Consider the following 23,473-nt stretch of genomic DNA (forward strand, 5'->3'; position numbering starts at 1 on the left):
AAACGTTCCCTCAACGGCGGATATACGCGCTCCGGCAGGGCCCCGGCCGCACTGATGGTGCCCCGGGGACACGCGGCGGCGCACGGCGGCGCGCCGGGCCCGCCGTCCCGGCTCCGGCGGCGGTTGTCGGTGGGCGGTGCGAGACTCGGCAGAGCACAGTGGCAGCGCACGCAAGCAGTGCGGAGAACGGGCTTCCGAGGAGGAGGGCGAAGATGCTCACCACCCGTTTCGTCAACGGCGCTCCGAGCTGGCTCGACATCGGCACGCCCGACGTCGACCGCGCGGCCGCCTTCTACGGCGCCCTCTTCGGCTGGCGGTTCCGGTCGGCGGGGCCCGACGCCGGCGGCTACGGCTTCTTCCAGCTGGACGGAAGGACCGCGGCGGGCGGCATGCAGACCGCTCCGGAGCAGGGCCCGCCGGCGTGGACGGTCTACTTCCGGACAGCCGACGCGGACGCCACGTGCGAGGCGGCCGTGCGGGCGCACGGCAGGGTGCTGTTCCCGCCGCTGGAGGTCATGGACCGGGGCACGATGGCGCTCATCGCCGACCCGGCGGGGGTGCCCTTCGGCGTCTGGCAGCCGGGCCGGCTCGAGGGCGTGGACGTGGCGGGTGAGCCGGGCTCGCTGTACTGGGTCGAGCTGTACACCCCGGACATCGCCGCGGCGGCCGCCTTCTACCACGCCACCCTGGGCCTGGAGACCGCGGGCGTTCCCTTCCCCACCGGCACGTACACCAGCGTGAACCCGGCCGGGGCGGGCGAGGAGTCCATGTTCGGCGGGTTCGTGCCGCTGGCCGACGACCCCGCGGAGGCGCCGTACCCGGCGTACTGGCTGCCCTACGTCGAGGTGCCGGACGTCGACGCGGTCGCGGCGCGGGCCGAGGAGCTGGGCGGCGGTGTCCGGACGGCCCCGGCGGACGTGGCGGGCGTGGGCCGGATCGCCAAGCTGGCCGATCCGGACGGGGCACGCTTCGCGGTGATCAGGAGCGAACCACGGGTCGGGTGAGGGCGCGGGGCGGCGTGCCGTGAGCCTGCCGTCCGGAGCCGGCCCGTACTACGCGGAGGCGCGGCGCACCAGGGTGGTCGGCAGGACCAGGCCGTTCGGGGCGGCGGGCTCCCCGGTGTCGCGGCGGTCGAGGCCGCGCAGGCCGCGCAGCAGGAGGCGGGTCATGGCGCGGCCCATCTCCTCGATGTCCTGACGGACCGTGGTCAGGGGCGGGTCGGTCTGTTCGGCCAGCGGCACCATGTCGTCGAAGCCGACCACGGCGACGTCCTCGGGCACCCGCAGTCCGCGTTCCCGCAGCACGCGCAGGACGCCCGAGGCGGTGAGGTCGTTGGCGGCGAACACGGCGTCGACGTCCGGGCAGCGGTCGAGGAGCTCGCGCATGGCGCGTTCACCACCGCCGGGGGTGAAGTCGCTCTCCACCACGAGCCGCGGGTCGGCGTCCCCCCTCACGTCCCGGAAGCCCTGGAGCCGGTCCGCCGCGGAGGTCTGGTCCAGTGGCCCGGTGATGTGCGCGACGCGGGTGCGGCCGAGTCCGACGAGATGCCGTACGGCCTCCCGGGCGCCGCCCCGGTTGTCGCTGTCCACGTACCTGACGTCGTGCGTGCCGTCGCCCCAGCCGGGGCGGCCGCCGAACACCGTCGGCACCCCGGCGCCCCGGATCAGTCCGGGGAGCGGGTCGTCGACGTGGAGGGAGAAGACGAGGGCGCCGTCGACGTGGCCCCCGGCGAGATAGCGGGCGACCCGGACGTGGTCGTCGCGGCCCTCGGTGAGCAGCAGCACGAGTTGGTTGTCGTGAGCGGTCAGCTCCTTGCTGATGCCGCGCAGTTGCAGGGCGAAGAAGGGGTCGGCGAAGACCCGGGTCTCGGGCTCGGCGATGACGACGGCGACGGCGTCGTGCCGCCGTGTCACCAGGCTGCGCGCGGCCTGGTTGGGGACGTACCCGAGTTCGTCCACCGCGCGCCGGACCCGCTCGACGAGCGGCTCGCGGACCCCGTCACCGCCGTTGACGACCCGTGAGACGGTCGCCCGCGAGACCCCCGCCCGCGCGGCCACTGCCTCCAGCGTGGGACGGGGCGCTGTGTCGCTCACTTCGGGGCTCCTCCTCGGTGCGGTGCGGCTCAGGATAGCCGCGGCGCGCGGGGAGGAGGCGGGAGCGCTCTCGCTGCCGGGGGCGGCGGGCCGCCGCCCGGGGTCCGTCAGTGCTCGTGGGGCTCGTGGGGGTGGTGGGGCTCGTACCCGGGGATCGTGCCGTCCGGTTTGCGCACCAGGAACAGGCCCACCATCCCCATGTCGGAGTGGCTCTGCACATGGCAGTGGTACATCCACGCGCCGGCGCCCACGCCCTCCCCCGCGATCACCTGGAAGCCGAAGGAGTCGGCCGGGCCGACGATCTTGTTGTCGACGACCTGACTGGGGTCGTCCGGGCCGGTGAGCATGCCGGTGCGGTTGTCGGCCCAGCGGTGTCCGTGCAGGTGGAAGGTGTGGTAGTACTCGCCGTGCGTGATCATCACGAACTCGACGCGGTCGCCCACGACGGCCTCGAAGTCCGGGCCGCCGTGGGCGGGCCTGTTGTTGATCGTCATGTCGTTGAAGACGATCGTGTGGGTGGCGTCGGGCAGGACGTCGCCCTTGCGCCGGACGATCACCGGTCCGTAGAGGCCCTTGCGGATGCCGCCGGTGCCGTGTTCCGTGCCGACGACGTGGTCGTGGTAGTGCCAGTAGCCCGCGCTGCCGGCCCGCCAGGTGCCGTCCGCGCGGCGGCCGGGCAGGTGGGTGCGCCAGGTGTAGGTGCGCGAGCCGCCCGGTTCCACGTCGCTGTGGTTCAGCGCCGTGCCGTCGCTGGAGGTCTCGTAGTCGAGGCCGTGCACGTGCAGGCTCGCCGGCACGTCCAGGGTGTTCTCGAACTCGATGTGGACGGTGTCGCCCTCGTTCACCTCGATCAGCGGGCCCGGGATCGTGGCCCGGCCCTTCTCGAACCCGTAGCCGAGCTGCCCGTCGGGGAGCTTCTCGGCGTACAGCCTGAGGTGCCGCACCTGGCCGCCGGCCGGGGCCGTCGCGGCCGGGGTGCCGGCACCGGCGGCCCGGGAGGCGGCCAGTGACAACGATGTCGCCGCCGCGGCGCCGCCGAGCAGCACCCGCCGGTTGAAACCGCGTCTGTCCATGCGGAACTCCCCATCCTGACGAGGGACTTGTGGAGGCGTACCGGTGACGTCCGTGATGAGCCCGTGTGACGGTACCGGTCGCCGCGCCGTTCATCCACACCCAGGACAAAGTTCGTGCCATTGCGGTCATTGGTATTGGCGGGCCGGGCAAAGGGGTCTAGCTTCCTTGGCGCTGTCGCTGTGACCAGGGAGGTGCCCATGCACTTACGAGGGTTGAGCACGACGAGGGTGAGCGGTGCGCGCCGGGCCGGACGCCGCGGGAGACGGGCCAGGGTGGCCGCCGTGGCCGCCGGGGCCGTCACCGCCGGGCTGCTGTCGGGTCCCGCCGCGCAGGCGCGCCCGGCGCCGGAACCGCCGCTGACAACGATGTCCGTGAAGTCGCCGCCGGGCGGTCCGGGGGTGAACGTCCTCGTCTTCCACGGCTCCGCGGCCGCCGGGGAGGAGTCGCCGGTCGTCGACGCCGGCATCGAGGCGATCGAGGACATCGGCCTCACCGGTGCGGCGGACCAGCGCTTCGAGGTCGAGGCCACCGACGACGCCTCGGTCTTCACCGACGGGGCGCGGCTGGGCGGCTACAACGCCGTCGTGTTCCTGACCGGGGGCGGCGACGTGCTCGATCCCGAGCAGGAGGCGGGCCTGGAGGCCTACATGGAGGCGGGCGGCGGTTTCGTCGGCCTCCATGACGCGGCGCGCGCGGAACCGTACTCGGACTGGTTCACCGGTCTGATCGGCGCCCGCCCGGCGGCGAACGGTCCGACGGCCGTGCAGCGGGCCACCGTCGAGGTGGGCGACCGTCGGCACCCGGCCGGGAAGGACCTCCCCGTCGAGTGGAAGCGCCCCGACCGGTGGCCGAACTGGACGCGCAATCCCTCCGGCACCGTGCACACCGTCGCCCGGGTGCGCGAGGCGACGTACCGGCCGGGCGCGAGCGCCAACGGCGCCGACCACCCGATCAGCTGGTGCCGGGACTACGACGGCGGCCGGTCCTTCTACACGGGCATGGGCGGCACGGCGTCCTCGTACGACGAGACGGACTTCCGCGCGCACCTGCGGGGCGCGCTGCTGTGGACGACCCGGCTGGCGCAGGCCGACTGCAAGGCGACCATCGCGGCGAACTACAGGGCCGAACGGCTGACCCGGCCCAACCAGCCGGGCCGCAACGACCAGATCGGTGAGCCGCACGGCCTGGTCACGGCGCCCGACGGCCGGGTGCTGTACATCGGTCGCGGCGGCGCCGACTCCTCCCGGCCCGTGATCACCGACTGGAACGATCCGGACGTCGGCAAGGGCGAGGGCGAGGTCCACGTCTACGACCCGGCGACCGGGAAGGTGACCCTGGCGGGCGCGTTGACCGTGTTCGGCAACAAGGGCGGCGGTGACGAGCTGGTCAAGGTCGAGGAAGGGCTGCTCGGCATCGAGCTGGACCCGCGGTTCGAGGAGAACGGCTGGGTGTACCTGCACTACACGCCCCACGCGGGGCTCGACCGCGAGAAGCGGACGGCCGAGCGGCGCGTCTCCCGTTTCACGCTCGACCCCGCCACGGACAGACTGGACCTCGGCAGCGAGAAGGTGCTGCTGAAGTGGCCGGTGCAGGTGCACAGTTGCTGCCACGCCGGCGGCGGGATGGCCTGGGACTCCAAGGGCAACCTGTACATCGCGACCGGCGACAACAACTCCAGCGGTTTCAGCGGCGGTTACTCCGGCAACAACCCGCAGCCGAACTACAGGGGTCTCTCCTTCGCCGACGCGCGCCGCACCGCCGGGAACACCAACAACCTCAACGGCAAGATCCTGCGCGTCCACCCGGAGCCGGACGGCACGTACACGCTCCCCGAGGGCAACCTCTTCACCGGCCGGGAGACCGACGAGGGCGGCGGCAAGACGCGCGGCGAGATCTACGTGATGGGGGTCCGCAACCCGGCCCGCATCTCCGTCGACCGGCGGACGGACATCCTGTACGCGGGCTGGGTGGGCCCGGACGCGAGCGCCCCGTCGACGACGTGGGGCCCCGCCAAGTACGACACGTTCGCCGTCATCACCAAGGCGTCCAACCGGGGCTGGCCGTACTGCATGGGCGACAAGCAGCCCTACCGCGACCGCAACCTGCCGGACCCGACGCAGCCGCTCGGCTGGTACGACTGCGACCACCCGAAGAACGAGTCGCCGAACAACGACGGTCTGGTCGACCTGCCGCCGGTCACCGGCAACAACATCTGGTACTCGCCCCAGGGCGGCGCCCCGGACTATCCGCGGGACGCGAACGGTGTCCCGTCGTACAGGCAGGAGGAGGCCCGCTACCTGCTGCCGTGGCTGAAGGGCGGCGGTCAGGCCGCCATGAACGGGCCCGTCTACCGCTACGACGCGGCGAACGCGAACCCGGCCAAGTGGCCCGCCTACTGGGACGGCAAGTGGTTCGTCGGCGACTTCTACGACGGCGAACAGCCGCGTGACGCGGTGCTGATGAACCCGGCGACCCAGGGCGACGGGGGACTGCCGGTGCACTCCGAGTCGTTGAAGAAAATCGTGCCGGTCGGCAACGACGGCATCAAGAACCTCATGGACTGGAAGTTCGGTCCGGACGGCGCGCTCTACGTCCTCGACTACGGGCGCGGCTTCTTCACCTCCGACGCCAAGTCGGCACTGTGGCGGGTCACGTACACCGGCGGCGGGCCGACCCCGGCCGCGGGGCAACTGGTGAGGGGGACGCGGTGACGGGGCGACGGAGCGTGTGGACGGCGCTGCTGGCCGCCGTACTGACGGTGCTCGGTCCGCTGGCCGTGCCGAGCGCCGCGCGGCCCGGGCAGGGCCTGCCCCCCGGGCCGCGCGCCGCGGCCGCGCAGGTGCTGACCTGGACGGCGGGCGACGACATCACCCGGTACACGACGGCGCCGACGACGGCGGTGGCGGGACCGGCGACGGTCGTCTTCGAGAACAGCGCGGCGACCGGCAACACCACGGGGATGCCGCACACGTTGACGTTCGTGACGAACGACCCCGAGTTCAACGACGACGTCCAGCTGAACGTCCTGGCCAACCCGAACGACGACAAGGGCGGCCGGCACACCGCCGAGGTCACGCTCTCTCCGGGCCGCTACCTCTACCACTGCACGATCCCCGGGCACGGCCAGATGCAGGGCGTCCTCGTGGTGACCGAGGGCGGCGGCGAGGACACCACCGCGCCGGAGACGACGGCGCGGGTGAGCGGGGTGCAGAACGCCGAGGGCGCGTACGTGGGGTCGGCGAGCGTGACGGTCACGGCGACCGACGACGCCGGCGGGTCGGGGATCGACAGGATCCAGTACGCCGTCGACGCCACGGGCGACTGGCTGCCGTACACCGCGCCCGTGGTCGTCGACCGGGTCGGCGGCCACACGCTCCGCCACCGCGCCTTCGACAAGGCGGGCAACGTCTCCGCCGAGAAGAGCGTGGCGTTCACCGTGGCTCCCCCGCCCTCCGACGACACCGCCCCTCCGGAGACCTCGGCAACGGTGAGCGGGGAGCGGAACACCGACGGGAGCTATGTCGACATGGCGACCGTCACGGTCACGGCGTCCGACACGGGGTCGGGCGTCGACCGCATCCAGTACGCGGTCGGCACGGCGGACGACTGGACCCCGTACACCGCCCCCGTCATGATCCACCAGGTCGGCACCCACACCGTCCGCTACCGGGCCGTCGACAGGGCGGGCAACGCGTCGGCCGAGAAGAGCGTCACGTTCACGGTGGTCGCCGCGCCCCCGCGGGACACCACTCCCCCGGTCACCGGCGTGACCGTCGAGGGCACGCGCAACTCCGCGGGCGCCTATGTCGGCAACGCCCGCGTCACCGTCAGCGCGAGCGACGAGGGCGGCTCCGGGGTCGCGGCCGTCGAGTACTCGCTCGACGGCGGGCCCTACCTGGCGTACGGCGCACCGGTGGTCGTCGACCGGGCCGGCACCCACACGGTGGCGTACCGGGCGAGCGACAAGGCGGGCAACACCGCCGCGGCGCGCAGCGTGAGCTTCGCGGTGGCGGCCGGCGGCGGGGTGCCCGCGCCCGCCTGCCCCGAGTGGGACGAGCGGTCGACGGTGATCGTCGGCACGGTCGACAGCGGGGTGCCGAACCGGGTGACCGACAACCGGTGCCGGATCAACGAGCTGATCGAGGACGAGCGGGAGTGGACGTCGCACGCCCTGTTCCTCAAGCACGTGCGGACCGTGCTGGACGGGCTGCTGCGCGGCGGGGTCGTCGACGAGCGGGAGCACGGCGCCGTCCTCGACGCGGCCCGCGCGTCCGGGATCGGCAGGCCGGGGCAGACCGGGGGCTACCGCACGATCATGGACGGCAGTGCGGAGTCCCTCGCCCGGTGGGAGCACGTGGGCGGCGGCTCCTTCGCCCCGAACGGCGACGGCTCCATCACCTCGGGCACCACGCGGGACGGTCTCGGGATGCTGTGGTTCCCGCAGCGCAAGTACGGCGACTTCTCGCTGCGGTTGCAGTGGCGGGACGACGCGCCGGGCACCGGGAACGCCAACTCCGGTGTGTTCGTGCGCTTCCCGTGGATCCACGGCCAGGCCGAGGAGCCGCGTCCGGAGTGGGCGGCCATCAAGTACGGGCACGAGGTGCAGGTGCTGGACCGGCCCGACGGCGACCTGTACAAGACCGGTTCGGTCTACGGCTTCGACCGGGTGGGCCTGGCCGGGGCCGGCGTGACCCAGAAGGGCACCTGGAACGACTACGAGATCCGGGTGGTCGGCCAGCACTACTCGGTGTTCCGCAACGGTGTGCTGATCAACGAGTTCGACAACACCGGCGGACAGGAGTTCTCGCCGCCGCGGGCGGACGATCCGGGCACGGACGGGCGGCGGTTCGCCTCCGGCTATCTGGGCCTCCAGGTGCACGGCACGACGGACGTGGTGTCGTACCGGGACATCCGGATCAAGGACCTGTAGGCATCGAGGGCCTGTAGGGGTCCCGCGGGTACGGGGGCGTCGCCGTGGACGGCGGCGCCCCCGGCACCGGGCTCAGGTCACCGGCCTCACGGCGTCATCAGGATCTTCACGGCCCCGTCCCGCTTCTGCTGGAACATCTCGTACGCCTTGGGGGCGTCCGCCAGCGGGATGCGGTGGGTGGCGAAGTCGTCGACGCCGAGCGGGTCCTCCTCGGTGAGGTAGGGAAGGATGTCGTCGACCCAGCGCCGCACGTTGGCCTGGCCCATCCGGATCTGGATCTGCTTGTCGAACATGGTGAGCATGGGCAGCGGGTCGGCCATGCCGCCGTAGACGCCGGTCAGGGAGAGCGTGCCGCCGCGGCGGACCAGCTCGATGGCGGTGTGGAGGGCGGCGAGCCGGTCGACGCTGAACCGTTCGGCGAGGGGGCCGCTCACCTTGTTCGGCAGCAGGGCGGACGCGTTCTGGATCAGGCGGGCGACCGTGCTGCCGTGCGCCTCGGTGCCGACGGCGTCGATCACGGCGTCCGGGCCGCGTCCGTCGGTCTCGTCGCGGATCGCGGCGACCAGTTCCTTCTCGCTGTCGAAGCTCCGGAGGTCGTACGTCTCCACGCCCCGCGCGCGGGCCCGGCGCAGCCGGTCGCCGACGAGGTCCACGCCGAACACCCGCCCGGCGCCGCGCACCTGGGCGACGCGGCAGGCCATGTCGCCGATGGGTCCGAGGCCCAGCACGGCGACGCTGCCGCCTTCGGGGACGTCGGCGTACTCCACCGCCTGCCAGGCGGTGGGCAGGACGTCGGACAGGTAGACGAAGCGGTCGTCGGGCGGGCCCTCGGGCACCTTGATCGGGCCGTACTGGGCCTGCGGGACGCGCAGGTACTCGGCCTGGCCGCCGGGCACCGCGCCGTACAGGCGGGTGTAACCGAACAGGGCAGCGCCCATGCCCTCGGCGGTGACCTGGGTGGTCTCGCACTGGGTGGGCAGGGAGTTGAGGCACATCCAGCAGTCGCCGCAGGCGATCTGGAAGGGCACGACGACCCGGTCGCCGACGCTGAGGTCGACGACGCCGGCGCCGACCTCCTCGACGATGCCCATGGGTTCGTGGCCGAGGATGTCGCCGGGGGTCATGAACGGGGTGAGCACCTCGTAGAGGTGCAGGTCGGAGCCGCACAGTCCGGTGGACGTGACGCGGATGACGGCGTCCGTCGGTTCCTGGATCACCGGGTCGGGCACGGTGTCCACCCGTACGTCCCGCTTTCCCTGCCAGGTCACTGCCTTCATCGTGCCGTGCTCCCTCCAGCGAGTTCGGGGCCCGCCGTGCCGGGGCGGATCCCGGAGTGCGGGCCGGGTACCCGGCGCCCCGGATCCGAACCGCGCCGCACCGAGCGACCGGCCCGCCGGTCAGCCGGCCCGCCGGTCAGCCGATCGGCCCCCGGCCGGCGGCTCGGCGCCGGCCGGGCCGACCGGCCCGCGGGGCGCACGCGATCAGGGACGGTCGGGGGTGGCCACCGACAAGTCGACAAGCGCACAATCAGGTCACGGAACGGGGTGGCGATGGTGGACACGGCGACGGTGGACGGGACGACGGGCCCGAGACCCGGCAGGCGGCTCCGGTCTCCGTGGCGGCGGGGAAGGCCGCGGGGCGCGCGCCCCGGGCGTGGTGCGGTGACGGCGGCCGCGTTCGCCGCGGCGCTCGCGCTGTCCCTCGCGGCGGGCTGCACGAACGGCGACGGTCCGGCCGACGACGGCCGGGGCACCGCCCGGCCACCGAGCGGCACGAGCACGGCCGCTCACGGCCAGGTCCTGGCCGTGAAGATCGACAACGTCCCGGCGGCCCGCCCGCAGACCGGTCTCGACGCCGCGGACGTCGTCTACGTCGAACAGGTCGAGGGCGGTCTGAGCCGGCTGCTGGCGGTCTACGCGACGCGGCTGCCGGAGACGGTCGGACCGGTGCGCAGCGCCCGTGAGTCCGACCTGGAGCTGTTGCGCCAGTTCGACCGGCCGCTGCTGGCCTTCTCCGGCGCGCAGGGCAAGCTGCTGCCGCTGATCGGCAGGGAGCCGTTGGAGGCCGTCACCCCGGAGGGCGACGGGGACGCCTACTACCGCGGCACCGACCGGGCCGCCCCGCACAACCTCTACCTGCGCCCCGGCCGCGTGCTGCCGTCCGCGCCGGGCGAGGCCGCGCTGACCACCGGGTTCCGCCACGGCCCCGCTCCCGAGGGGGGCACGCCCACCGCCTCGCGCACCGTGCGCTATCCCGCGGCCCGCTTCACCTTCACCTGGTCCGGGGAACGGCGGCGCTGGGAGGTCACCACGGACGGCATCCCGACGGTGACCGCCGACGGCCGCCGGCTCGCCCCGGCGACGGTGGTCGTGCAGTACGTGAACGTGCGCGGGTCCGGCTACCACGACTCGCTCGGCAACCACACGCCGTACACGGAGACGGTCGGCTCCGGGGCGGCCCAGGTGCTGCGTGACGGGCGGGCCTACGACGTGCGGTGGCAGCGCCCGCGCGCGGCGGACGGCACCCGGTTCACGACGCGGGACGGCACGCCGGTCGCCTTCGCCGGGGGCCAGGTGTGGGTGGTGTTCGCGCAGGCGCCGTGACGCCCGGGAACCGGCTCGGGTGAGGGCTCGGCCGGGATCCCGGTCAGGTGAGGGCGCGGCCCGGGTCCCGGCCGCTCGCGCCCCGCCCGGCCAGGGGCTCCGCCGGGTTGCGCAGTCCCTCCGCCGCGTCGGCGACCCGGCGGATCAGGTCGAAGAACACCGTCTGCTCCTCGCCGGACAGCGGGGCGAGGAAGACCTGGCTCATCCGGGCCGCGCGCACGGCGAGCCTGCGGTGGACGCGCAGGCCCTCGTCGGTCAGGCGGAGCAGGAAGCGGCGGCCGTCCTGCGGGTCGCGGACCTTGTCGAGGAGGCCGCGCCGGATCAGCCGGGCGATCACCTCGGCGACGGTGGAGCGGTCCAGGCCCACCCGCTCCCCCACCGTGCGCTGGTCGAGGCCGGGCTCGGCGACGAGCGCGTTGAGGACGGCGAACTGCGGGGAGGTGGTCTCCTCGGACACCATCGCGTTCCACAGCAGGTAGTGCGCCTGCTGGAGCCGCCGGGCGAGGTGCCCGGGATGGGTGTTGAGGTCCGCCGCGGCCATGCGCGCTCCCGAAGTCGAATCGTACGTGTACTGAACGATACCCGGAGAGCGGACTTCTGTCTGCCTGCGGGAAAAAGCGCTTGACCTCAGCTTTCCTCAAAGTCTTGACGACCAGGCCCGCCGATGGCAGCGTGAAGGACACCTCGCCAAAATAGTCAGTGCCCTGATTAATTGAGGGTCGAGGCGCACGGAGAGAGAGGGGGCTGCACGCATGGACAAGGTGGTCGCCACGGCCCGGGAGGCGGTGGCCGACGTGCCGGACGGCGCGTCGCTGGCAGTGGGCGGTTTCGGACTGAGCGGCGTACCGGGCGTCCTCATCCAGGCCCTGTACGAGCGGGGCGTCACCGGGGTCTCGGTCGTCTCCAACAACTGCGGGGCGATGGAGTCGGGACTCGCCGTCCTGCTGGCCGCCGGGCGGATCGCCCGGGTGACCGGGTCGTACATCGGGGCGAACAAGGAGTTCGCGCGCCAGTACCTGTCCGGGGAACTGGAGGTCGAGATGATCCCGCAGGGGACGCTCGCCGAGCGCCTGCGGGCCGGCGGCGCCGGCATCCCCGCCTTCTACACCCCGGCCGGGGTGGGCACCCAGGTCGCCGAGGGCGGGCTGCCGTGGCGCTACGACGGCGAGGGCGGCGTCGCGCTCGCCTCACCGCCGAAGGAGGTGCGGGAGTTCGACGGCACCGAGTACGTGCTGGAACGCGGCATCCGCACCGACTACGCCCTGGTCAGGGCGGCGAAGGGGGACCGGCACGGCAACCTCGTCTTCAACAGGTCCGCCCGCAACTTCAACCCGCTCGCGGCGATGGCGGGGCGGATCACGATCGCCGAGGTCGAGGAACTGGTCGAACCGGGCGAGCTGGACCCGGACGCCGTGCACCTGCCGGGCATCTTCGTGCAGCGGGTGGTGGCCCTGACGCCCGAGCAGGCCGCCGACAAGAGGATCGAGCAGCGGACCGTCTCGGCGCCCGCGACGAGGGAACGGGTGAACGGCTGATGGCCTGGACACGCGAGCAGATGGCGGCCCGCGCCGCGCGCGAGCTGAAGGACGGGCAGTACGTCAATCTCGGCATCGGTCTGCCGACCCTGATCCCCAACCACCTCCCCGCGGACGTCGAGGTGGTCCTGGAGAGCGAGAACGGCATCCTGGGCACCGGCCCCTACCCCACCGAGGACCAGGTCGACCCGGACCTGATCAACGCCGGCAAGGAGACCGTCACGGTCCTGCCCGGCGCGTCCTTCTTCGACTCGGCGCTCTCCTTCGGCATGATCCGCGGCGGCCACATCGACGTCGCCGTGCTCGGCGCGATGCAGGTGTCCGAGCGGGGCGACCTCGCCAACTGGGCGGTCCCCGGCAAGATGATCACCGGCATCGGCGGGGCGATGGACCTGGTCCACGGTGCCCGTACCGTCATCGTCGTCATGACGCACACCGCGAAGGACGGCAGCCCGAAGATCCTCGCCGAGTGCGCGCTGCCCCTGACCGGCAGGGGCTGCGTCGACCGCATCGTGACCGACCTCGGCGTCCTCGACGTCACCGAGGACGGCCTGGTGCTCGTCGAGACCGCGCCCGGCGTGGGCGCGGACGAGATCGTCGCGAAGACGGACGCCGAGGTCCGCGTCCCCGAGGAGAGCCGGCTGTGAAGAGCGTCTACATCGTCGACGCCGTCCGCACCCCGGTCGGCCGCTACAACGGCGCCCTGGCCTCGTTGCGCCCCGACGACCTCGCCGCCCACGCGATCCGTGGACTCCTGGCCCGTACGCCCGCGTTGGACCCGTCCCGGATCGAGGACGTGTACGTCGGCAACGCCAACGGCGCCGGTGAGGAGAACCGCAACGTGGGCCGGATGGCCGCCCTGCTGGCGGGCCTGCCGACCTCCGTGCCGGGCGTGACCGTCAACCGGCTGTGCGCCTCCGGCCTGGAGGCGGTGATCCAGGCGGCCCGCGCGATCGCCGTCGGGGACGCCTCGATCGCCGTGGCCGGCGGTGTCGAGTCGATGACCCGCGCGCCCTACGTGCTGCCCAAGAGCGACCGGCCGTTCCCGGCGGGCCACGCGGAGCTGTACTCGACCACGCTGGGCTGGCGGATGGTCAACCCGCGGATGGACCCGCAGTGGACGATCCCGCTCGGCGAGAGCGCCGAACTGATCGCCGACAAGCACGGGATCAGCCGGGCGCAGCAGGACGAGTTCGCGCTGCACAGCCACCGCAAGGCGGCGCGGGCCCAGGAGCAGGGGCTGTTCGACGTCGAACTGGCCCCCGTCACGATCCCCCGCCGCAAGGGCGACCCGCTGGTGTTCGCGGCCGACGAGTCGGTGCGGCCGGACGCCTCCCTGGAGGCGATGGCGAAGCTCAAGCCGTCGTTCCGCACCGAGGGCGGCACGGTCACCGCCGGGAACGCGTCGCCGCTCAACGACGGCGCGGCGGCCCTGCTCCTCGTCGACGAGGAGGGGCTGAAGGCCGTCGGCCGTGAACCCCTCGCCCGGGTGAGCGCCACCGGGGTGTCGGCCCTCGACCCGCAGTACTTCGGACTCGCCCCCGTCGAGGCGGTCGACCGGGCCCTCGCCAAGGCCGGCAGGGGCTTCGACGACCTGTCCGTGCTCGAACTGAACGAGGCCTTCGCCGCCCAGGTGCTGGGCTGCGTGGCCGAGTGGCCCGAGTTCGATCCGGCGATCCTCAACCCGCAGGGCGGTGCCATCGCCCTCGGCCATCCGCTCGGCGCCTCCGGCGCCCGCCTCGCCGGCACCGTCGCCCACCAGCTCGCCCGCCGCGGCTCCGGTGTCGGTGTCGCCACCCTCTGCATCGGCGTGGGCCAAGGCCTCGCCCTCGTCCTCGAACGCCAGTGACCCGGGACTCCTCATGACTCTCACGCAAGCCGACATCGACCAGGAGATCGCGGCCGAGCACGCCGCGTACGAGAAGCGGGTCGCCGACGGCGCCCCCGTCGAGCACCATCCGCGCCGCGACTACGCGCCCTACCGTTCCTCGCTGCTGCGCCATCCGCGGCAGCCGCCGGTCACCATCGACGTCCGCAAGGACCCGGAGCTGGTGGAGCTGGCCTCGCCGGCCTTCGGCGAGCGGGACGTCACCGAGATCGACAACGACCTGACCCGGCATCACCGCGGCGAGCCGATCGGCGAACGCATCACCGTCTCCGGGCGGCTCCTCGACCGCTCCGGGCGGCCGGTCCGCGGCCAGCTGGTGGAGATCTGGCAGGCCAACTCGGCCGGCCGGTACGCCCATCAGCGCGAGCAGCACGACGCCCCGCTGGACCCGAACTTCACCGGAGTGGGCCGCACGCTCACCGACGACGACGGTCTCTACCGCTTCACCACGATCCAGCCGGGCCCGTACCCGTGGCGCAACCACGTCAACGCCTGGCGGCCCGCGCACATCCACTTCTCGCTGTTCGGTTCGGCGTTCACCCAGCGGCTGGTGACGCAGATGTACTTCCCGAACGACCCGCTGTTCCCCTACGACCCGATCCTGCAGTCCGTCACGGACGACGCGGCGCGGCAGCGGCTGGTCGCCACCTACGACCACAGCCTGTCCGTGCCCGAGTTCTCGCTCGGCTACCACTGGGACATCGTGCTGGACGGCCCGAACGCCACCTGGATCGAAGAAGGACGCTGACCCGCCATGACGAAGATCGACACCGGCAGCCCGGAGAGCGTGCCGCCCACCCCGTCGCACACGGTCGGCCCCTTCTACGGGTACGCGCTGCCCTTCCCGGGCGGCGGTGACATCGCGCCCGTCGGCCACCCCGACACGATCACCCTCCAGGGGTACGTCCACGACGGCGAGGGCCGGCCGCTGCCGGACGCCTTCGTCGAGCTGTGGGGCCCGGACCCGGACGGCCGGGTGCCCACCGTCGACGGCTCGATCCGGCGGGACCCCTCGACCGGCGGCTACCTGGGGCGCAACGGCGTGGAGTTCACCGGCTGGGGCCGCGTCCAGACGGACGCGAACGGCCACTGGTACGCGCGCACGCTGCGGCCCGGCGCGCGCGGGCTCAGCGCCCCGTACCTCAGCGTGTGCGTGTTCGCGCGCGGGCTGCTCGTGCATCTGTTCACCCGGATCTACCTGCCGGAGGACACGGCCGCGCACGCCCGCGACCCGCTGCTGGCCGGGCTCGACCCGGCGCGCCGCGGCACGCTGGTCGCGGCCGGCGACGGCAGGGGCGCCTACCGTTTCGACATCCGCCTTCAGGGCGAGGGCGAGACGGTCTTCCTGGAGTTCCAGTGACAGCTGATCAGTCGGACGCCGGTCTGCTCGCCCCCGGGTGGACCGGTTCCCCGGCGGCCTCCGCCACGAGCGACGCGGCCTACCTGCGGGCACTGCTCGACGCGGAGGCCGCGCTGACCCGTGCGCAGGCCGCGCTGGGCCTGGCCCCGGCCGCGGCCGGGAGGGCCGTCACCGAGGCCGCCGCGGGCGCCTTCGACGTACGCTCCCTCGCCGCGCGCGCCAGGAGCGGCGGGAACCCGGTGATCCCGCTGGTCGCGGACCTCACGGCGGCGGTCGGCACGGAGCACGGGCCGTACGTCCACCGGGGGGCCACCAGCCAGGACATCATGGACACGGCGACCATGCTGGTCGCGGTGCGCGCGCTGGAGGCGGTCCTCGCCGACCTGGACCGTACGCAGCGGGCGCTGGCGCGGCTGGCCGCCGAGCACCGGGACACGCCCGTGCCGGGCCGCACGCTCACCCAGCACGCCGTACCGACGACGTTCGGGCTGAAGGCCGCCGGGTGGCGGTCGCTGGTGCTGGACGCGCGTGACCGGATGTCGGCCGTACGGGACTCCCTGCCCGCCCAACTCGGCGGCGCGGCCGGGACGCTGGCGGCCTTCACGGCGTACGGCGCCGTGGACGCGACCGAGCTGCCCGCCGCCTACGCGCGTGAACTGGGCCTGCGCGCACCGCTGTTGCCGTGGCACACGCTGCGCACCCCGGTCGCCGACCTGGCGGGGTGCCTGGCCTTCGCGGCGGGGGCCCTGGGGAAGACGGCGGCCGACGTGCTCACCCTCTCCCGCACCGAGGTCGCGGAGGTCGCGGAGGGCGGCGGCGGCGGTTCCTCGGCCATGCCGCACAAGGCGAACCCGGTGCGGTCCACGCTGATCGCCGCCGCCGCCCTGCGGGCCCCCCAGCTCGCGGCGACGCTGTACGGCGCCCTGGTGGCGGGCGACGAGCGGCCGGCCGGGGCCTGGCACGCCGAGTGGGAGCCGCTGCGGGACCTGCTGCGGCTGGTCGGCGGGGCCGCCCGGGACGCGGCGGAGCTGACCGAGGGGCTGCGGGTGCGCGCGGACGTCATGCGCGGGCATCTCGGGCTCACCCACGGACTGATCGTCTCCGAGCGGCTCTCCGCCGAGCTGTCCGCGGTGCTCGGCCGGGCCCGCGCCAAGGAGCTGCTGACCCGGCTCGCGCCCCGCACCGTCACCGAAGGCCGCTCGCTGGGCGAACTCCTTTCCGAAGAAGCGGCGTTGAAGGACGTCGACCTCGACGGCCTCACCGACCCCGCCCGCTACACCGGCTCCGCCGGAGCCCTCACCGACCGTGCGCTGGAGCGACGTTGACCGAGAAGCTGCTCAACCACCTTGCCGAGGGGCCGGCTTCCGCTCCCCCGCTGATCCTCGGCCCCTCCCTCGGCACCTCGTACGCGCTGTGGGACGACGTCGCGCCCGAACTGTCGGTGACGCACCGGGTGATCCGCTGGGACCTGCCGGGGCACGGCGGCTCGGCCGCCGACCTGATCGGCCCCGGCGCCGGCGTCGGCGACCTGGCCGCCCTCGTGCTGGCACTCGCCGACTCCCTCGGCCTGGAGCGGTTCGCCTACGCCGGCGTGTCGCTGGGCGGGGCGGTCGGCCTGCACCTGGCGCTGCACCACCCCGAGCGGGTGTCGTCCCTGGCGGTGATCTGCTCGTCGGCCCACTTCAACGGCGACCGGCCCTGGCGGGAACGGGCCGCGCTGGTACGGCGCGAAGGACTGGCCCCGGTCGCGGAGAGTGCGAACGCCCGCTGGTTCACGGGCGGTTTCACCGTACCCGGGCTGGTCGCCGACCATCGCCGCGCCGACCCGGCGGCCTACGCCGCCTGCTGCGACGCGCTGGCCGCGTTCGACCTGCGCGAGCGGCTCGCGGAGATCACCGCACCCACGCTGCTGATCGCCGGGCGCGAGGACCCGGCGACGCCGCCGGCGCATCTGCGGGAGATCGCGGACGCGGTGCCGGGCGCCGCGCTCGTGGAGATCCCGGGCGCCTCCCACCTGGCCCCCGCGCAGTGCCCGCAGGCCGTGGTGGCCGCGCTGCGCGCCCACTTCGGCGAGGGCGCCGGGCCGGGCATGCGGGTACGGCGGGAGGTGCTCGGGGACGCGCACGTGGATCGGGCCCAGGCCCGCCAGACGCCGTTCACCGCCCGCTTCCAGGACTTCATCTCCCGCTACGCCTGGGGCGAGATCTGGACCGACCCGACGCTCGGCCGCCGTGAGCGCAGCATGATCACCCTGACCGCGCTGGTCGCGCACGGCCACTACGACGAGCTGGCCATGCACGTCCGGGCGGCCCGGCGCAACGGACTCACCCCGGAGGAGATCGGCGCGGTCCTCCTCCAGACGGCCGTCTACTGCGGGGTCCCCGCGGCGAACTCCGCCTTCGCGACGGCCCAGCGCGTCCTGGCGGAGGAGACCGACGAGGGGTGACCGTGCGGGGCCCGGCGCGCCGGCGTCGCGGGGCCGGGCGCCCCGCCCCGACCGGCGCCCCGGCGTTGCGGGCCCGGCCCGGAGCCGCCCCCGCGGGGCCCCGGGGCGTCCGGGGCCGGACGCCGCCCCGCCGGGGGCCTCGTCCTCTGCGCGACGAGGGCCCGCCGCTCGGGCTCCGTCAGGCCACGGCCGGGAGCCCGGCCCGGCGACGGCCGGAAGGAGGCCTCGCTGCCGGGCCCGTCACGTGCGGGCCTGCCGGGAGCCGGCCTCGCCGGGGCCCTCGCCGGCCCCGGGCCGGACGCCGTCCCCCGGGTGCCTACCTGCGGGTGCCTAACGTGCGGGTGCCTACCTGCGGGTCTGGCCCGGTACCAGGCCGACCGCCGGAGCGCCGAGGGCGTCCAGGGCGGTCTGGGCCTGGAGGGCGAGGCCGTCCGCGTCGCAGGAGCGGGCGAGGGTGAGGCCCCGCTGGAGTTCGGAGGCCGAGCGGGAGAGGATGCCGTACTCGACGCGGGCGGCGGCGTGTTCGTACTGGCAGGGCGAGGCCTCCAGGTAGGCGACCGCCTGGGCGGCGAGGCGGACCGCGCGCTGACCGGTCTCCAGGGCGGCGGCACAGCGCAGGGCCTCGCCTATGGCGGTGTCCGTGCCGAAGCGTTCGGCCTGGCGGCGGGCGTCGGAGGCCAGCCGGGCCGCGCGGGCGGGGTCCTCGCCGGCGAGCGCCTTGGCCAGGTCGGCGGCCCAGGGCACCATCACCGGGTTGAGGTGGCCGCGGGCGGCCGCCGCCTTCTCGGCTTCCTCCAGCTCGTTGACGCCGTCCTGGGTGCGGCCGACGGCCAGCAGCAGCCGGCCGCGCACCGACCGCGGGTCGGGCAGCACGATCGTGGACGGGTAGGGCGGGGCGAAGCCGTACTGCTCGGCGACGTTCCAGGCCTCCTGGACGTGTCCGCGGGCGAGCAGCGTGTCGACGAGGTTGCAGGTGGCCGACCAGTACAGGGGCAGGCCTCGCCCGACGCGTTCGGCGATGCGCAGTGACTCCCGCAGGGACTCCTCCGCCTCCCTCAGCCGGCCCCGGCGGCGCAGGCCGAGTCCGAGGTAGGCGTGGGCCAGGGCGAGGTGGCCGCCGCTCCAGCCGGCGGTGACGTAGGCGCGCAGGGCCTCGTTGAAGAGGGCTTCGGCGCGATCGAGCCGGTCGGTGTAGGCGTACGAACTGGCCAGCATCATCAGCAGTTCGAGGCCCCACTCGGGGTCGGTCCAGCCGAGGCCGGGTGCGAGGCGGCCGTTGACGAGTGCGCGGTCGCACAGTTCGACGACCACTTCCGCGTTCTCGCCGTGGGTCATGGCGTCGAAGCCGCGCAGGATGAGCAGGGCCCGCTCGGCGTTGTCGCGGCCGGTGCAGGTGGCGGCGAGCCCGCTGAGTTTCGCGGAGCGGCCGGGCGAGGTGGTCTCGCCGGCGTGGATGCCCTCCCACATGAACTGCACCGCCTGGAGCCGCATCCGGGCCGGCCCGGCGGGCTGCCGGGCGGCCTCCGCCTCGACGGTGCGGACGGCCTCCTCCAACTGGTCGTTGTGCGTGAGGGCCTGAGAGAGGCAGTAGACGGCGTCGACCCGTTCGGCGTTGTCGAGGCCGGGCACGGCGAGCGCGGTCCGCAGGTGCTCGATGGTCCTGGCGGGCGAGATGAGCAGGGTGGCGCAGCCGAGTTCGTAGAGGACGTGCGGGTGCACGTCGGGCGCGGGCGGTTCCGCCAGGGCGCGTTCCAGGCAGCGGCGGGCCGCTTCCGGGGCGCCGACGGCGAGGTGTTCGCGGGCGGCCTCGCGCAGTTGCTCCACGAGTTCCTCGTCGTCGTCCGCGTGGACCTGGAGCAGGTGCCGGGAGGCCGCCGCGAGGCCCTTGCCGGCGTCCATGACGACCTGGGCGGCGATGCCGTGCATCGCCTTGCGCAGCCCTTCGGGGATGGAGTCGTAGACGGCGGTGGCGATCAGCGGGTGGACGAACTCCAGGTCGCCGTCGTCGGCGGGGGCGGCCACCGCGTCGGGTGTGGTGAGGATGCGGGCGGTGCGCAGCAGCTCGGCGCAGCGGACCGCGACCTCGTAGCGCATGCCGGCGAGCCGGGCCGCCTGGTCGACGGTGATCCCGGCGCCGAGGATGGCGGCCGCCATGGCGAACCGGGTGGCGTCGACGCCCAGTTGTTCCAGGCGGTCGACGAGGCCGCCGCCGCGTGCGGAGCGGTTCAGCGGGCGCAGTTCGGTGGCGGAGGACTCGCCGGGCGCGAGGGCCCGGTCCCGCACCTTGGCGAGGAGTTCGACGGTGTCGTAGGGGTTGCCGCCGGTGACGGCCCAGACCTCGCGGCAGAACGGGTCGTCGGCGTGCTCGCCGAGGGTGGCGCGGGTGAGGCCGGCGACCGCCTCCGGGGTCAGGGCGCTCAGGCTGGTGACGGACTGTCCGGCGACCGCGGCGACCGCGTCGAGGTACTGGACGACGTCGCCCTTGACCTCGCTGGTCCTGCGGGCCACGACGACCAGGACGGACAGGTCGTCGAGGCGTTCCACGAAGGCGGCGAGCCAGCGCAGGGTCTCCTGGTCGGCCCAGTGCGCGTCGTCCACCAGCAGGACGAGCGGCCAGTCCCGCCGGGCCAGCCGGGTCACTGCGGCGACGAGGCCGTCGCACACGCCCTGCGGGTCGGCGTGGCCTTCGCCGGGTTCGGCGATGCCGAGGGCCGGGCCCGCGATGTCGTACCAGTCACCGAGGTATTCGCGGGCCTCCTCCGGGTGCAGTGACAGCAGGGCGGGCTGGAGCAGCTGCCGCACCACGTTGAAGGGGACGGACCTGAGGGTCTCGCCGCCGCGGGCCGACCACACCGTGCAGCCGCGGGCCTCGGCGATGCGCCGTGTCTCGGCCAGCAGTGCCGTCTTGCCGAACCCCGCGTCGCCGCGCAGCAGGTGCACCCGGCCCGGCGAGGAGCGGTCGGCGCACAGCTGGTCCACCACCCGCTCGATGACGGCCACTTCCTCGTCGCGCTCCCACAGGGGGGCCGAGGCGGCCGCCGTGGGCCGTACCTCCGTCATCCCGCTACCTCCCCAAGTCGCCCGAACGACGTACCGGACCTCGAGCGTAGCCGTCCGGCGGCCCGTGCGGAGGATGGTCGGCCCAGCTGTTGCCCCGGTGGGCGACGGGCGGCGCCCCGCCGGGGCCCCGCGGGCCTGCGGGTGAGCCCCCGAACGTCAACGAGGCCGGACTCGCGGCGAATTGACGTCGATTTTACGCCAACGCGGCACGGAGTGCCGGACCGGCCTCCGGAGAAGAGTCGGGACAAGAGGCGATCCCTCTCATACGACTTTCACCGATGCCTCATACGGTGGGGGCATGACGCAGGTGACTCCCCCCGGGTGGTACCCCGACCCCGGGCAGACGAATGACGCCCCGCCCACCGAGCGCTGGTGGGACGGCGGGGCATGGACGGACCAGACCCGTCCCGCGGGCTCGGCCGCCGCGTGGGGTGCGCCGGCGCAGGCCCCGACGGCCGGAGCCTTCCCGGCGTACCCGGCATATCCGGCGTACTCGTCCGCGCCGCCCACCGGTTCGCGGCGCGGGCTGCGCACCGGGGCGGCCGTGGTGGCGGCCGTGGCGGTCCTGGCCAGCATCGGGGTCGGCGTGTACGCGCTGACCAAGGACGACGGCGGCTCCGCCGGGCCCGGTACGGCCCAGGGGCCCGGCGGCCGGGGCGGTTCCGGCGGGCAGGACCCCTTCGGCGACTCGGGGGGCTCGGGCGGCTCCGGCGGCCCGGGGGGCACCTCGCCGGCCCCCGAGGGGTCGGAGGCGCCGAAGATCGAGAGCGGCGCGGTGACCGACGCGCTCAACGGCATCAGCATCCCCGTCCCGGACGGCTGGAGCGGGCAGGAACTGGACGTGGGCGCGCAGATAACGTCCGAGTCCTCCTACAAGTGCCCCGGCGACACGTCGAAGACCTGCACCAAGGGCGGCGTGTACTCGGCTCCGGCCCAGGTGCCCGGCTCCACCGCGGAGGCGGTCGCCAAGGCGGACATCGAGGCCAACGCCGAGGAGTCGTACGGCGGCACCACGTACGGCGAGATCACCTCGCACCAGGTCCTAGCCTCGCGGGCGGTGACCGTGGCCGGACAGAAGGGCTACCTGGTGCGCTGGAAGGCGGTCACGAGCAAGGGCGCCGACGGCTACGTCGAGTCCCTGGCCTTTCCGGCGCCCGCGGACACCAAGCGGATCGTGGTCCTGCGTTTCGGCGTCGACGCCGACCAGGAGGTGTCCGTCATCGACGAGATCACCAAGGGCATCAAGGTGTCGACGGGGAGCGGCGGCGGACAGGGCGTCTGAGCACGGACCCGGCCGGGCGGGCCGCACCGCGCGGGCGCGCGTCCGACCGGGCTGACGGGCGCCGGCCGGGCCCCGCTCGACTGAGCGGGGCCCGGCTTCGTCCGGCCCGGCTTCGTCCAGCCCGGCTTCGTCCAGCCCTGCGGGCCCGGCCGCCGCGGTGCGGCCCGAACCGGCACGGCCGGGCCGGCCGTCCGGCCCCGCCGCCGGGTCCCGGCCGCCCGCGACACACGAGCGGCCGGGTGGGACGCCCCTCCGCTCAAGGGGCGTCCCACCCGGCCGGGGGTGCGCGCCGCCCCCGTCCCCACGGTGCGGCGCGAGCAGGTCACCGTCCGGTCATCCCACGGACGGCGGCCTGGGTCCTTCCGCTCCGAGACCGAGTGCCGGCAGCACGGCGGCCTCCACGAAGCGCAGCAGGTATTCCTCGTCGGCGTACTCCCCGTCCACCACGGGGCGGGCGCGGACGACGCCGAACATCTGGGCCGGGATGTACTCCAGCGCCGGGTGGCCGGCCGCCACCTCGCCGCGCTCGACACCCCGCCGCAGGATCTCCCGCAGGGCGGCGATCTCGGGTTCGACGATGGCCTCGCGCAGCGCGCCCGCCAGCTCCGCGTCCTGGGTGACGGCGTGTCCGAGCGCCTGGAGGAGTTTGGTGTCGGTCATGGACCACCGGGCGGCTCCCCGCGCGGCCTCGCGCAGGTCGTCGGCGAGTGATCCGGTGTCGATCCCGGCGAGCCGCGACCGGCGGCGGGAGCGCAGGGCCGCCACCACGAACTGGGGTTTGGTCTTCCACTGCCGGTACAGCGTGGACTTGCTGCACCGGGTGCTGGTGGCGACGCCCTCCATGGTGACGGCCTCGTACCCGCACTCGCGGATCTGTTCCAGGACGGCGTCGAAGAACTCCTGCTCACGCTCGGGCGTGAGCTTGGAGCGGCGCGAGGCGGCGACCGATTCCGGTCCGTCCGCGGCCTGCGACGTCATCGGCCCTTCTCCTCACTGCTGTTCGGCGGCCCTCGGAGGGGCCGCTTCCAGTGTGTCGCACGTCCATCGATACGACAGTGTACCGATACGCCAGTGTACCGGTACCCGAGCGTACCGGTACCGGATCGTATCGGTACACTGACGTATCGGTACGATGTCGTATCGATGCTGCGCGCAGGTCCCGGACCCGCACACCGGCGCACCGGCGTCCCGGCGCACCGGGA

Annotated in this window: 18 protein-coding genes; 12 read left to right on the plus strand and 6 right to left on the minus strand. The window is 74.0% G+C overall.

Going from position 1 to position 23,473, the window contains the following annotated elements; translation table 11 throughout:
• The first annotated feature begins 212 nt into the window (after nucleotides 1-212).
• The gene (locus ACH4N1_RS08110) at nucleotides 213-1,004 is read left to right on the plus strand and encodes a VOC family protein (protein WP_398095419.1); all 792 of its coding nucleotides are present in this window, start codon (nucleotides 213-215) and stop codon (nucleotides 1,002-1,004) included.
• 48 nt (nucleotides 1,005-1,052) lie between these two features.
• Here the strand turns inward: ACH4N1_RS08110 and ACH4N1_RS08115 are convergent, their stop codons facing one another.
• Together ACH4N1_RS08115 and ACH4N1_RS08120 are read right to left on the minus strand one after the other, a co-directional pair.
• Complete coding sequence (locus ACH4N1_RS08115) at nucleotides 1,053-2,093, minus strand: LacI family DNA-binding transcriptional regulator (RefSeq protein WP_398095421.1); 1,041 nt, start codon at nucleotides 2,091-2,093, stop codon at nucleotides 1,053-1,055.
• A gap of 107 nt (nucleotides 2,094-2,200) precedes the next feature.
• Nucleotides 2,201-3,166, minus strand: coding sequence for a multicopper oxidase domain-containing protein (locus ACH4N1_RS08120; RefSeq protein WP_398095422.1), 966 nt, complete (start codon nucleotides 3,164-3,166; stop codon nucleotides 2,201-2,203).
• A 198-nt stretch (nucleotides 3,167-3,364) separates the two neighbouring features.
• On the opposite strand from ACH4N1_RS08120, the gene ACH4N1_RS08125 reads away from it, so the two are divergent.
• Entirely contained in the window at nucleotides 3,365-5,878 is a 2,514-nt protein-coding gene (locus ACH4N1_RS08125; RefSeq protein WP_398095424.1) for a ThuA domain-containing protein, read from the plus strand.
• Entirely contained in the window at nucleotides 5,875-8,097 is a 2,223-nt protein-coding gene (locus tag ACH4N1_RS08130; protein WP_398095426.1) for an OmpL47-type beta-barrel domain-containing protein, read from the plus strand. Before ACH4N1_RS08125 ends, ACH4N1_RS08130 begins: the two co-directional genes overlap by 4 nt.
• A gap of 86 nt (nucleotides 8,098-8,183) precedes the next feature.
• Here the strand turns inward: ACH4N1_RS08130 and ACH4N1_RS08135 are convergent, their stop codons facing one another.
• Nucleotides 8,184-9,374, minus strand: coding sequence for a zinc-dependent alcohol dehydrogenase (locus ACH4N1_RS08135; RefSeq protein ID WP_398095428.1), 1,191 nt, complete (start codon nucleotides 9,372-9,374; stop codon nucleotides 8,184-8,186).
• 384 nt (nucleotides 9,375-9,758) lie between these two features.
• Between ACH4N1_RS08135 and ACH4N1_RS08140 the strand changes: the two genes are divergently transcribed.
• Nucleotides 9,759-10,700, plus strand: coding sequence for a DUF3048 domain-containing protein (locus ACH4N1_RS08140; protein WP_398095430.1), 942 nt, complete (start codon nucleotides 9,759-9,761; stop codon nucleotides 10,698-10,700).
• Nucleotides 10,701-10,743: 43 nt separating this feature from the next.
• On the opposite strand, the gene ACH4N1_RS08145 is transcribed toward ACH4N1_RS08140, so the two are convergent.
• Nucleotides 10,744-11,241 (minus strand): MarR family winged helix-turn-helix transcriptional regulator, encoded by a 498-nt coding sequence (locus ACH4N1_RS08145; protein WP_382793883.1) that lies wholly within the window; start codon nucleotides 11,239-11,241, stop codon nucleotides 10,744-10,746.
• Nucleotides 11,242-11,452: 211 nt separating this feature from the next.
• Here ACH4N1_RS08145 and ACH4N1_RS08150 point away from each other — a divergent pair, with 211 nt between their 5' ends.
• The 7 genes from ACH4N1_RS08150 to pcaD are packed head-to-tail and all read left to right on the plus strand — an operon-like array spanning nucleotide 11,453 to nucleotide 17,929.
• The gene (locus ACH4N1_RS08150; protein WP_398095432.1) at nucleotides 11,453-12,235 is read left to right on the plus strand and encodes a CoA transferase subunit A; all 783 of its coding nucleotides are present in this window, start codon (nucleotides 11,453-11,455) and stop codon (nucleotides 12,233-12,235) included.
• Nucleotides 12,235-12,882, plus strand: a complete 648-nt coding sequence (locus ACH4N1_RS08155) for a CoA transferase subunit B (RefSeq protein WP_398095434.1) — start codon at nucleotides 12,235-12,237, stop codon at nucleotides 12,880-12,882. The genes ACH4N1_RS08150 and ACH4N1_RS08155 overlap by 1 nt, the downstream gene beginning before the upstream one ends.
• Entirely contained in the window at nucleotides 12,879-14,084 is a 1,206-nt protein-coding gene (locus ACH4N1_RS08160) for a thiolase family protein (protein WP_398095436.1), read from the plus strand. Before ACH4N1_RS08155 ends, ACH4N1_RS08160 begins: the two co-directional genes overlap by 4 nt.
• A gap of 13 nt (nucleotides 14,085-14,097) precedes the next feature.
• Nucleotides 14,098-14,871: a protocatechuate 3,4-dioxygenase subunit beta gene (gene pcaH / locus ACH4N1_RS08165; protein ID WP_398095437.1), complete on the plus strand. Its 774-nt coding sequence runs from the start codon at nucleotides 14,098-14,100 to the stop codon at nucleotides 14,869-14,871.
• A gap of 6 nt (nucleotides 14,872-14,877) precedes the next feature.
• Nucleotides 14,878-15,483, plus strand: coding sequence for a protocatechuate 3,4-dioxygenase subunit alpha (pcaG, locus tag ACH4N1_RS08170; protein WP_398095439.1), 606 nt, complete (start codon nucleotides 14,878-14,880; stop codon nucleotides 15,481-15,483).
• The gene (gene pcaB / locus ACH4N1_RS08175) at nucleotides 15,480-16,808 is read left to right on the plus strand and encodes a 3-carboxy-cis,cis-muconate cycloisomerase (protein ID WP_398095440.1); all 1,329 of its coding nucleotides are present in this window, start codon (nucleotides 15,480-15,482) and stop codon (nucleotides 16,806-16,808) included. The genes pcaG and pcaB overlap by 4 nt, the downstream gene beginning before the upstream one ends.
• A complete protein-coding gene (gene pcaD / locus ACH4N1_RS08180; protein ID WP_398095442.1) occupies nucleotides 16,805-17,929 on the plus strand; it encodes a 3-oxoadipate enol-lactonase in 1,125 nt (374 codons plus the stop codon). Before pcaB ends, pcaD begins: the two co-directional genes overlap by 4 nt.
• A gap of 345 nt (nucleotides 17,930-18,274) precedes the next feature.
• Here the strand turns inward: pcaD and ACH4N1_RS08185 are convergent, their stop codons facing one another.
• Nucleotides 18,275-20,989 (minus strand): ATP-binding protein, encoded by a 2,715-nt coding sequence (locus ACH4N1_RS08185; RefSeq protein ID WP_398095444.1) that lies wholly within the window; start codon nucleotides 20,987-20,989, stop codon nucleotides 18,275-18,277.
• 298 nt (nucleotides 20,990-21,287) lie between these two features.
• On the opposite strand from ACH4N1_RS08185, the gene ACH4N1_RS08190 reads away from it, so the two are divergent.
• The gene (locus tag ACH4N1_RS08190) at nucleotides 21,288-22,271 is read left to right on the plus strand and encodes a DUF2510 domain-containing protein (protein WP_398095445.1); all 984 of its coding nucleotides are present in this window, start codon (nucleotides 21,288-21,290) and stop codon (nucleotides 22,269-22,271) included.
• Nucleotides 22,272-22,604: 333 nt separating this feature from the next.
• Here ACH4N1_RS08190 and ACH4N1_RS08195 read toward each other — a convergent pair whose 3' ends face one another.
• Nucleotides 22,605-23,249 carry a TetR/AcrR family transcriptional regulator C-terminal ligand-binding domain-containing protein gene (locus ACH4N1_RS08195; protein ID WP_398095447.1) on the minus strand — a complete coding sequence of 215 codons (645 nt, stop codon included), beginning with the start codon at nucleotides 23,247-23,249 and terminating at the stop codon, nucleotides 22,605-22,607.
• Nucleotides 23,250-23,473: the final 224 nt, after the last annotated feature.

The sequence above is a fragment of the Streptomyces sp. NPDC017202 genome, assembly GCF_044331705.1.
In the GTDB taxonomy this organism is placed as follows: Bacteria; Actinomycetota; Actinomycetes; order Streptomycetales; family Streptomycetaceae; genus Streptomyces.